The organism is Ruegeria sp. B10 (assembly GCF_056539825.1).
The window spans coordinates 237,077-247,961 of sequence record NZ_JBQFVP010000005.1; the positions used below are offsets into that span (position 1 = coordinate 237,077).

The following is a 10,885-nucleotide window of genomic DNA, read 5'->3' on the forward strand; positions in this document are numbered from 1 at the left end:
AGCGATGGGCGAAACCTGCTCTAGTTGGGTACCAACAAGACGGAGACCCTTTGATGAGAGCAATCTGCGCTGCTGTCTACTTGCTGGCCTCGCCTGCTCTGGCGGATCAGGCCCTGCCGGGATGGGCCGTTCATGACACGGGGAAATCCTATGACGCGCTGGTGGCCGACACCAAGGCCGCCGTCAAAGAACACGGGCTGATCGTTGTCACTCAGGCCGGGCCGACCAAAGCGGCGGCGGCCCGTGGGATCACCATTCCGGGCAATCGTGTGATCGGCGTGTTCAACAACGACTACGCGGTGCGGGTGTTGGAAACCTCGACCGCGGCGATGATCGAGGCGCCGATTCGCCTGTATGTAACCGAAAATGACGACGGCACTGCGAGTTTGTCATACAAAACCCCCAGCTTTGTGTTCGAGCATTACGCGGATCAAGGTGGGCAGGCCCTGTCCGATATTGCCGCAGAACTGGACCAAAAGTTTCAATCCATCGCGGAAACAGCCGTCAAATAGTCACACTGATGTGAACCCGCTTGCCTCTTGCCGGTGTGTCAGACATTTGCTGTCACATATCTTTTTCTCGGAGCATGACTGATGCAGGACCTCTCTCCCCGCGCGGCGGATCTACTGGCTCAACGATTGTATGAGGCAGGGTGCCGCCATGCGTTTGGCATGCCGGGCGGCGAGGTTCTGACGCTGATGGACGCGCTAGAACGGGCCGGCATCACCTTTCATCTGACCAAACACGAGAACGCTGCCGGGTTCATGGCCGAAGCCGTCCATCACCGCGATGGCGCGCCCGCGATACTGGTTGCAACCCTTGGCCCCGGCGCGATGAACGGGATCAACGTGGTTGCCAACGCGCTGCAAGACCGGGTCCCGATGATCGTTCTGACCGGCTGCGTCGACGCGGATGAGGCGCTGACCTACACGCATCAGGTCATGGATCACAGCCAAGTCTATCGCTCTATCACCAAAGGGACCTTTACCCTCACCGCTGAGGGCGCGGATATCATCGCCGACAAGGCGGTGTCGCTTGCCAACCAGCCCCGCCCCGGCCCGGTGCATATCGACGTCCCGATCTCGGTCGCGGATACCCGCGTCTTATCGACGAAACGCCGCCGTCTGGCCAAAGTGGCCGCAGTGGCCCCCGAAGGCGATTGCCTATCCAAAGCCCGACGCTGGGTGGCCGAGGCCGAGCGTCCGATTGCGATCATCGGGCTGGACGTCCTCTATGACGACTCTCGCAGCGTGGTTCAGGCGTTTCTGGAGCATTTCAGCATCCCCTTCGTCACGACCTACAAAGCAAAAGGCGTAGTGCCCGAAGATCATCCCTTGTGTCTCGGCGGTGCCGGTTTGTCCCCTCTGGCCGACAAACACCTTGTCCCGCTGGTGGAACAGGCCGATCTGGTTCTCTGCCTGGGTTATGACCCTATCGAAATGCGCCCCGGCTGGCGTGAGATCTGGGACCCCGAGGAAACGCGCGTGATCGACATCTCGGCCGTGGTCAATGATCACTACATGCATCAGGCCGGGCTAAACCTTGTCGCCGATACTGGCGAGACCCTCGAGGCCATCGCCAAAGGCAACCCCGCCCGCGCCACATGGCCTGCCGGAGAACCCGCGAAGGTCAAAGCAGCTTTGGCGGAAGCCTTCCCAAAGGATGACGACTGGGGCCCGGCTGGCGTGATCGCCGAAACCCGCGCTGCCCTGCCCGCGAATACTCTGGCAACGGCGGATAGCGGCGCGCACCGCATTCTCCTCAGCCAGATGTGGGCGTGTTCGGAGCCACGCGGGCTGATCCAGTCCTCGGCCCTTTGCACCATGGGCTGCGCTGTTCCGATGGCGATCGGGCTGAAACTGGTGGAACCGAACCGTCCGGTGATCAGCTTTTCGGGCGATGCCGGATTCCTGATGGTCGCCGGAGAGCTTTCGACTGCCGCCGAAATGGGCGGCAACCCGATCTTTCTCGTCTTTGTCGACGCCTCCCTCGCCCTGATCGAGTTGAAACAACGCCAACGGCAGATGGGTAACAACGGGGTCGATTTTGACCGCCATGACTTTGCCGCTCTGGGCCGCGCGTTCGGAGGCTATGGACACACGGTCCGCAACCGCGCAGAACTGCGTGCAGCACTTGATGAGGCGGTCAAAGCCGACCGCTTCACCGTCATCGCTGCCGAGATCGAGCGTGGAGGATATGATGGCCGAATCTAGTGGGCCGCTCAAAGGCGTAAAGGTACTGGACCTGTCGCGCATTCTGGCCGGACCGACCTGCACCCAACTTCTGGGCGATCTGGGCGCAAGCGTCATCAAGATCGAAAACCCCTCGACCGGTGGGGATGATACGCGGCAATGGGGCCCGCCGTATGTTGAGGATGAAGCGGGCAACCGTTCCGACCTGAGCGCGTATTTCATGTCGGCCAACCGGAACAAGAAATCCGTTGCCATCGACATTGCAACGCCTGAAGGGCAAGCCGAGATCAAGCGGCTGGCCTCGCATGCTGATATCCTGATCGAGAATTTCAAACCCGGCGGACTGGCGAAATACCGGCTGGACTACAACAGCTTGTCGCAGGATCTTCCCGGCCTCGTCTATTGCTCGATTTCCGGCTACGGGCAGACGGGACCCAACTCCAGCAAGCCCGGCTATGACCTGATGGCGCAGGGCTATGGCGGGATCATGTCCCTGACCGGCGACCCCGAGGGCGCGCCGATGAAAGTGGGCGTGGGCATCGCCGATGTGATGTGCGGCATGTACGCAACCGTTGGCATTCTGGCAGCTTTGCGCCACCGCGATCAGACCGGTGAAGGGCAACAGATCGACCTTGCCTTGGTGGATGCCCAGATCTCATGGTTGATCAATGAGGGCACAAACTACCTGACCTCGGGCCAGGTGCCTCAACGGCGTGGCAACGGACATCCGAATATAGTCCCGTATGAGGTATATGAGACAGCAGATGGTCACGTGATTTTGGCCGTTGGAAATGACAGCCAGTTCCGTAGATTCTGCGCGTTCATCGGCCACGCGGATCTTGCCAACGACGCACGCTTTGCCACCAATCCGGCGCGACTGGAGCACCGTGACGCGCTGAACGCGATCCTGCGCCCGGCGATGAAACAGCATCCGACGACGACCGTGATTTCCGAGCTTGAGGCCCGCAAGGTACCCGTCGGCCCGGTGCAAACGGTGGATCAGGTGTTTGACACCGATCAGGTCGCCGCGCGGCAGATGAAGATCGCCATGCAGGCCCAACCGGGAGAGGTGAATCTGATCGGCAATCCACTCAACCTGTCGCTCACACCTGTAACATATCGGCATGCGCCGCCGGTCTTTGGGGCCGATACTGATGATATTTTAAGCGCTGAAAACCCGTTCGAAGATTGAAACACTTGCATGTTTCGGCAGCAACTTGCTGAAACATGCCCTTGAATCGGCGGTTTTTTTCACTTTTTTCACACACGCGATTTCACCAATTCGAGAGCAGGGTCGATACTGTTACGAGGCCGTCGCAGACTCTGGTAAATCGAACAGTGTCAAATACCGCAACCAGATTGGACCCAAGTATGAAACAAGACGTTTTTGGACAGATGAACACTCTGACCCACCCGGCGGCCGTCGAGGCATGGGACGGTGTTCTGCTTGGGTTCATGGCGCATGCGGCGATTACCCCTCAGCATCTGGGAAAAGTGTTGGAGCTTGAGCCCGACTTCGCTTTGGGCCACGCGGTCAAGGGCCTGTTCATGGTTCTTCTGGGCCGACGCGAGATGCTACCCGTAGCCGTCGACGCGCTGAGCGCCGCCAATGAAGCGATGAAACGCCAGCCCATCTCGAAGCGAGAGCAGCTATTTGTTGAGGCCCTGTCCCTCTATCTGGCGGACCTGCCTTCACAAGCAGTGCAGAAATTCGAAGAGGTGCTGCGCACCCATCCGACCGACTCGCTGGCAATGAAGCTCAGCCATGCCACCCGGTTTGTGCTTGGCGATGCAGAGGGCATGCGGCGTTCGATCGAACGCGTCATGCCTGCCTATGAGCCGGATCATGCGGGCCGTGGCTATCTACTGGGCTGTCATTCCTTCGCGTTGGAAGAGACCGGATCCTACGAAAAGGCCGAGATTGCCGGTCGTCAGGCACTGTGGATGGTGTCCGACGATGCCTGGGGTCTGCACGCGGTCGCACATGTTCACGAGATGACGGGCAATGCTCAGCTCGGCCTGGATTGGCTGGCGGGGCGTGAGGACGCCTGGGCCCATTGCAACAACTTCCGCTATCACGTTTGGTGGCACAAGGCGCTGATGCATCTGGATTTGGGTCAGGTTGATCAGGTCATCGACCTCTATGACCAGCATATCCGCAAGGACAAGACTGACGATTATCGCGATATCTCGAACGCAACCTCGCTACTGTCCCGGATGGAGCTTGAAGGCATTGATGTCGGCGACCGCTGGGAGGAGTTGGCTGATCTCAGCGCTGCCCGGACCGAAGATGGCTGCCTGATTTTCGCCGACCTGCATTATCTGCTGGCGCTGACCGGCGACAACCGCTCGGACGCGACGGGCAAGATGCTGCAGCGCATCCAGAAAGACGCGCAGCGCAATCAAGGCGACACACCGATCCGCATGTCTGACCCCGGCATAGCCGCCGCCAAAGGGCTTGAGGCATTTGGGGACGGTCTGTACGGCGCGGCGTTTGATTTCCTGTCGACCGCCCGCTCGGGCATGCAGTTGGCCGGTGGCAGTCACGCCCAACGTGATGTATTCGAGCGCATCACAATTGATTCCGGCCTGCGCGCCGGGCGACTGGATGCTGTCGAGCGTATTCTGGATGATCGCCGGGCCAAACGCGCTGGAGGCGAGGACAATTACGCACTCGCGCGCCGCGCCCTGATCAGCGCGGCCCGCGACAACGGCGACGCACAAAGCGTTCCGGCTGAATAACAAAAAGACCAAGAAGGACAGAAAACGTATGGCGACTGTTTCGCCCGCTTCTGATTTTGCGCCTGTTGCGGCCTCGGCCGCAGCGCCCACTGCCCGTGTGCGCGATCCGCGACTGGATTTCTATCGCGGCATCGCGATGTTCATCATCCTGATCGCCCATATCCCGAACGATCCTTGGGCCAAATGGATCCCGGCCCGTTTCGGGTTTTCGGACGCGACCGAGATCTTTGTGTTCTGCTCGGGCATGGCCTCGGCCATCGCCTTTGGCGGCGCCTTCCTGCGCAAAGGCTGGTGGATGGGGACGGCCCGCGTGGCGTTCCGCATCTGGCAGGTCTACTGGGCGCATATCTGTCTGTTCTTCTTTGTGGCCATGAGCATGGCCGCTCTGGACAATTCCGGCCTGTTTGAAAAAAGCTACGTATCGTCGCTGAACCTGCAGCATTTCTTCAATGACCCGCTGCCGCAAATGGTCGGGATTTTCACCCTGACCTATGTGCCGAACTACTTCGACATCCTGCCGATGTATCTGGTCGTTCTGGCGATGATGCCGCTCTACATGGCCCTTTACCGCGTCAGCTTTTGGCTGATGGCGGCTGTGTCGGTCGCGATCTGGCTTGTCGCCCAGACTGGAGTGCTGGCCCTTCCGGCTGAGCCGTGGTCGGACCGTCAATGGTTCTTCAACCCATTCGGTTGGCAACTGCTGTTCTTCACTGGGTTCGCCTTTATGCGCGGCTGGCTTCCGGCGCCTCCGGTATCAAAAGCACTGATCTGGGCGGCCATTGCATTTCTGGTTGTGTCCGCGCCCTTCGGGTCGTGGAAGGTTTTCCTGTGGGTTCAATCAGCAGCCCCTGGTCTGGCCGAACAAATCCGCGAGATTTGGCCTTTGACGAAAGAACTGCGTGGAAAAACCGAGTTCGGCCTGTTCCGCTACATCCACTTCCTGTCGCTGGCCTATCTGGGCTGGGTCGTTGCAGGTGAGCATGGTCACCGTCTGATCGCCACCGGGCACTCTCTGGGCGCGCGCATCTGGCAGGTGGTTCTGAAACTGATCACCAAAGTGGGGCAGCAATCCCTGGCGGTCTTTGTGTTCTCGATGGCCGCAGCCCGCCTGATCGGGGTCGCGCTGGATCAGACCGAGCGGGATGTTGCCAGTGTCTTTGTCGCCAACATGATTGGCTTTGCCATGATCATCGGGGTGGCCTATCTGGCCGCCTGGTTCAAATCTCAGCCATGGAAATCAAAGAAATGAATCTGAATCGCCGCGCATTTCTGGCCTCGACCTCTGCGCTGTTTCTGGCGCCGACCACCTTTGCCTCGGGGTCAGAGGTTCCGTTCGACCGCAACGACGTGGTTGAACTGGCCCGAGAACTGGCCAGCCGCCCCTTTGCCGAGCGCGAGATGGTGCCGCAGGAATGGCAGGACCTGACCTATACGCAATACCGCTCGATCCGGTTCCGGCTGGACCGCGCCCTGTGGTACGAGACCGAGACCCCCTTCAACGTCGATTTCTTCACCCCCGGCCTGTATTTCCCGCGCACGGTCAAGGTCACGACTGTCGAGAAGGGGATGGCCAAGCCGGTCGCTTTCGACCTTGAGATGTTCGACAAGGCAGAAGAGGTCCCGACCCTTCCAATCGACGAAACGCTTGGGTTCTCGGGCCTGCGCCTGCGCACGGAAATGCACCGCCCCGGCAAGACCGATGAGTTCTGCGTCTGGCAAGGCGCCAGCTATTTCCGCGCCATTGGTCTGCATGAGGTCTACGGCCTGTCCGCGCGCGGTTTGGCCCTGAAAACCGGCGACCCGGATGGCGAGGAATTCCCCGAATTCATCCGCTTTTGGCTGGAACGTCCCGAACCCGGTCAGCGCAACATGGTTGTCCACGCGCTGATGGACAGCCCCAGCGTGACAGGTGCATACCGCTTTAACGTCACCGCCGGTGCCGATTGCATCATGGATATCGAGGCCACCCTCTTCCCCCGCGAAGAGCTGCCGCATGTGGGTATCGCGCCCGGCACCTCGATGTTCTTGTTCGATCAGACCAACCACAGCCGCTTCGACGATTTCCGCCCCGCTGTTCATGACAGCGACGGGCTGTTGATCCGCAACGGCGCAGGTGAGGTGATCTGGCGTCCCTTGGCGAACCCGACCCGTTTGCAAATCTCATCATTCGTGGACATGAACCCTCAGGGCTTTGGCCTGATGCAGCGCAAGCGCGAATTCTCGGACTACGCGGATCTTGAGGCGAACTATCATAAGCGTCCCAGCCTGTGGGTCGAGCCCGGCTCCGATTGGGGCAAGGGCACGGTGACGCTAGTCGAGATCCCCGCCGATCAGGAGATCTATGACAATATCGTCGCCTACTGGCGCCCCGCCGAGCCCTATGCCGCTGGCAGCCAGGTTGACCTGAGCTATCGCCTGATCTGGGGCGAGGAACCTCAGCGCACGCCGATGCCACGGGTCATCAACACGGCAATGGGTGAGAACACCTTTGGCGAAGGCCGTCTGGCCGTGATCGACTTTGAGCCCAGCCCTCTGTTCGACGATCTGGAGGCAGTCAGCATTTTCGCGAATTCGCCTCATGCGGAAACCTCGGACGGTGTGTTGCAGCGCAACCCCGATACCGGCGGTGTGCGTCTGGCGTTCTCGTTCCAGCCGGGCGAACGAGACCATGTGGAGCTTCGCGCGCAATTGCTGGTCGGCAAGCAACCCGCCTCCGAAGTCTGGCTGTACCGTTGGACCGCATGAGCCGCGACCTGCATATCATGCCACCCGAGGCACCGCTGACAATGCCCGCGCAGGATTTCCGCAATGGTTTCCGTGATGCGCAGGTACCTGCGGGTGCCCGCCCATCGGCCGGGTTCTGGCGCGCGCTGGCGTTTTCGCCAGCAATGGCAGCCACGCTGGGTTTGCTATGGGTCATGAGCGACTGGTTCGGATCTGAAGGCATCAACCTTGTCGAAGCCATCCTTCTAACGTTGATCTCGTTCAACTTCTTCTGGATCTCGTTCACGGTCTGCACCGTGCTGCTGGGCATGATCTCGCTGTCCCGGCAGGAGCGCCCGATCCGACAAGACCGCGCGCAACCACTGCGCGTTGCCCTGCTGATGCCAACCTACAACGAGGTGCCGTGGTTCGTGCTGGGCAATGCCCGCACCATGCTGGAAGAACTGCGCGCCCGAGGCGGGCAGCATGAATACGCGATGTTCATCCTCTCGGACACCCGCGATCCGGACATCGCCGCGCAAGAGCAAGCCAGTATTGAGGCACTGCGCACCACGCTAGCCCCCGACCTGAAGCTCTACTACCGCCGTCGCGAACAGAATACCGACCGCAAAGTTGGCAATATCGCCGATTGGGTCAGCCGCTGGGGTGCAGATTGGGACGCGATGCTGGTGCTGGATGCCGACAGTTTGATGACGGGCCGCGCGATTGCTCGGCTGACGGATTCTTTGGCGCGTGATCCCGGTGCGGGCTTGATTCAAAGCTACCCGCAACTCATTGGCGCACAGTCGGTTTTTGCCCGGATGCAGCAATTCGCCAATGGCGTCTACGGTATCGCCTTTGCCGAAGGTCTGGCCCGCTGGTGTGGGCAAGAGGGCAACTATTGGGGCCACAATGCCATCATCCGCACCAAGGCCTTTGCCACCTGTGCCGGACTGCCCAAGCTCCGAGCGTCAAACGGGCAGGAAAAGCTAATCATGAGCCACGACTTTGTCGAGGCCGGTCTGCTGCGCCGAGCGGGTTGGGCCGTGCGGTTCCTGCCGCGCATTCGCGGCTCTTACGAAGAAACACCACCCACCCTTATCGACCACGCCATGCGGGACCGCCGCTGGTGTCAGGGGAACCTGCAACATCTGAAACTGCTGGGCTCGCGCGGTTTCCGGTCCGTCTCGCGGTTTCACATGTTCCATGGAGCGGTCGGATACCTGATGTCGCCGCTGTGGTTTGCGCTGTTGCTGATGTGGGCGCTGATCGGTCAGGGCGAGGACGCCTCGGTCCTGCATTATTTCAGCCCCGACAACCCTCTGTTCCCACAATGGCCGGAGATGTCTGAGACACGCCATGTGCTGATCATTCTGGTCATGTACGCCATGCTGTTGGCGCCCAAGGTTCTGGGTGTTGCCGCCCTACCCCTCAGCGGTGTGCGTTATTCGGATTTCGGCGGCTGGCGGCGGTTCTTCACCTCGTTCCTGTTCGAGGTCATCCTGTCGATCCTCTACGCGCCGATCCTGATGGTGCAGCAAATGATCGCCGTGTTCCGTACCGCTTTGGGCATCCAGAAGGGCTGGTCCCCTCAGGCGCGTGACGGGGGTAGCTATTCGTTGCGTACGCTAGTCCTGTGCCACGCGCTGGAAACCGTCAGTGGCGTCGCGCTGAGCGTTGGTATTCTGGCCGGGTTGGTCTCGGTCTGGCTGGCCCCGATAGCAATCAGCCTTGCGCTGGCGATCCCGTTGTCGGCGCTCAGCGGTGTATCCGCCGGAACCGCCCGCCGTTTGGTCGGCATGCGTGAGGATTTTGCTGAGCCCGCCATCACCCGCTCGGCCCGGCGTCATCGCAATGAATTGAAGCGCCTGATCGAGGGCAAGGGCAGCATGACCCCAGCGGAATAATCAACCGCCGGGCAAGCCTTCGTACCAATCCAGCATCATATCCGCCCACCCGCTGGGCACCGTATGACCGCCAGGGAACAGCGCGAATTCCAGCGCGCTGCCTTCTGCACATCCCATCCAGCTGCGCCGCATGAACTGGCCCGTGGTCGAGAACCCGCTGGGCTTAGTATCAACACAGCCATTTGCTTCGCGCCAGATCTCAAGCCCGGCAAAGATATCGCCTTGATGGAAACGGCCACCGCCCAGCAGACGCCCTTCGAGCGGGACGACATTGTCGATCCAGCCATGGGTGTGAAACATGCGGATCGGCCCAGCGCAGGATTCGGGATGCGGACGCCAGAAACCACCTGAGACGGGGACAAAGGCCGAGAAAGTCTCAGGCGCGTCGCAGGCGAGGTAGTTCACCATGAAGCCGCCGGCGGAAAACCCTCCTAGAACAACGCGTTCGCCGTCAATGCCAAACCGCTCAGCAGCGTCATCCACCGCTTCGCTAAGAAAGGCCGTTTCGTCACGCTCACCAAAGCCTGGATAGAAGTTCCAGCTTTGAATGCCACCCCGGTCCGGCCGCTGCAACCCCTCCGGTGCCATCACCGCATAGCCGCGCGCCAGCAGAGGCTCGACCATGCTGCGATTGTTCATGGTTCCTGAGCCGCTGCCTCCGTAACCATGTAGAAACACGACCAGAGGCGGGTTGTCAGCTTCGGGCAGCTCGATGTGATACGCGCCCGAGGCGATCTCGCAGGTGCCTTCATCCGGGCCACAATCGGCCAAGGCCGGTTGCGCCGCTGCGGCCAGACAGAAAGATAGCCAGTATTTGTATTTCATCACGCTCCCTCAACAAAGGTCTCAACCGGCAGACCGGCCCGCACCCAGCCCGGCCCGGCGGCTGAGCCCAACATACCCTCAGGCACGTCAATTATATTGGTAAACCCGGCTGCGGTCAGTTGATTGCTCAACCGTGCCGAACGGACCCCACGCGCGCAGATCAGCGCCACAGGGGCGGACATGTCGCCGCCCGCCATTTGCACAAGGGCCGGAATGAAATCCTCGCGACGCATATCCAGCGGCTGCGCCCCCTGTCCGACGCCTGTGGCCCTCCATTCCCGAGGTGTGCGGATGTCCACCAGCAACACATCTCCGGCGACAGCCTTCTGATGCGCCTGCGTCACTTCCAGCTGGCCGCCTGCGTAGTCCTGCGGGATCAAACGGTACTCACGAATGGCAAATCCTGCGGCAATTGCGCCTGCCCCACCCATCAATACCCACCGTCGCGTTCGGCTTTTCCCGTCTGCCATATGGCGTTCTCCTGCACTCATGGCTTGGTTCTATCACAAGGGTTGC

The 10,885-nt window shown here is 60.6% G+C and carries 9 protein-coding genes; 7 read left to right on the forward strand and 2 right to left on the reverse strand.

Going from position 1 to position 10,885, the window contains the following annotated elements; all coding sequences use genetic code 11:
- Nucleotides 1-53 precede the first annotated feature (53 nt).
- The 7 genes from ACR0J4_RS09215 (at nucleotide 54) to mdoH (ending at nucleotide 9,544) form a co-directional block, all read left to right on the forward strand.
- Nucleotides 54-512: a DUF302 domain-containing protein gene (locus tag ACR0J4_RS09215; RefSeq protein WP_170641004.1), complete on the forward strand. Its 459-nt coding sequence runs from the start codon at nucleotides 54-56 to the stop codon at nucleotides 510-512.
- A gap of 81 nt (nucleotides 513-593) precedes the next feature.
- A complete protein-coding gene (locus ACR0J4_RS09220; protein WP_170641006.1) occupies nucleotides 594-2,213 on the forward strand; it encodes a thiamine pyrophosphate-binding protein in 1,620 nt (539 codons plus the stop codon).
- Nucleotides 2,200-3,384, forward strand: coding sequence for a CoA transferase (locus ACR0J4_RS09225; protein WP_170641008.1), 1,185 nt, complete (start codon nucleotides 2,200-2,202; stop codon nucleotides 3,382-3,384). Before ACR0J4_RS09220 ends, ACR0J4_RS09225 begins: the two co-directional genes overlap by 14 nt.
- 179 nt (nucleotides 3,385-3,563) lie before the next feature.
- Nucleotides 3,564-4,934 carry a tetratricopeptide repeat protein gene (locus ACR0J4_RS09230; RefSeq protein WP_170641010.1) on the forward strand — a complete coding sequence of 457 codons (1,371 nt, stop codon included), beginning with the start codon at nucleotides 3,564-3,566 and terminating at the stop codon, nucleotides 4,932-4,934.
- A gap of 28 nt (nucleotides 4,935-4,962) precedes the next feature.
- Nucleotides 4,963-6,183 (forward strand): OpgC domain-containing protein, encoded by a 1,221-nt coding sequence (locus tag ACR0J4_RS09235; RefSeq protein ID WP_170641012.1) that lies wholly within the window; start codon nucleotides 4,963-4,965, stop codon nucleotides 6,181-6,183.
- Nucleotides 6,180-7,679: a glucan biosynthesis protein G gene (locus ACR0J4_RS09240; protein ID WP_170641387.1), complete on the forward strand. Its 1,500-nt coding sequence runs from the start codon at nucleotides 6,180-6,182 to the stop codon at nucleotides 7,677-7,679. Before ACR0J4_RS09235 ends, ACR0J4_RS09240 begins: the two co-directional genes overlap by 4 nt.
- Nucleotides 7,676-9,544, forward strand: a complete 1,869-nt coding sequence (gene mdoH, locus ACR0J4_RS09245; RefSeq protein ID WP_170641014.1) for a glucans biosynthesis glucosyltransferase MdoH — start codon at nucleotides 7,676-7,678, stop codon at nucleotides 9,542-9,544. The genes ACR0J4_RS09240 and mdoH overlap by 4 nt, the downstream gene beginning before the upstream one ends.
- On the opposite strand, the gene ACR0J4_RS09250 is transcribed toward mdoH, so the two are convergent.
- Together ACR0J4_RS09250 and ACR0J4_RS09255 are read right to left on the reverse strand one after the other, a co-directional pair.
- Nucleotides 9,545-10,369: an alpha/beta fold hydrolase gene (locus ACR0J4_RS09250; protein ID WP_170641016.1), complete on the reverse strand. Its 825-nt coding sequence runs from the start codon at nucleotides 10,367-10,369 to the stop codon at nucleotides 9,545-9,547. It lies immediately after the preceding gene.
- A complete protein-coding gene (locus ACR0J4_RS09255; RefSeq protein ID WP_170641018.1) occupies nucleotides 10,369-10,839 on the reverse strand; it encodes a rhodanese-like domain-containing protein in 471 nt (156 codons plus the stop codon). Before ACR0J4_RS09255 ends, ACR0J4_RS09250 begins: the two co-directional genes overlap by 1 nt.
- Between the last annotated feature and the right edge of the window lie 46 nt (nucleotides 10,840-10,885).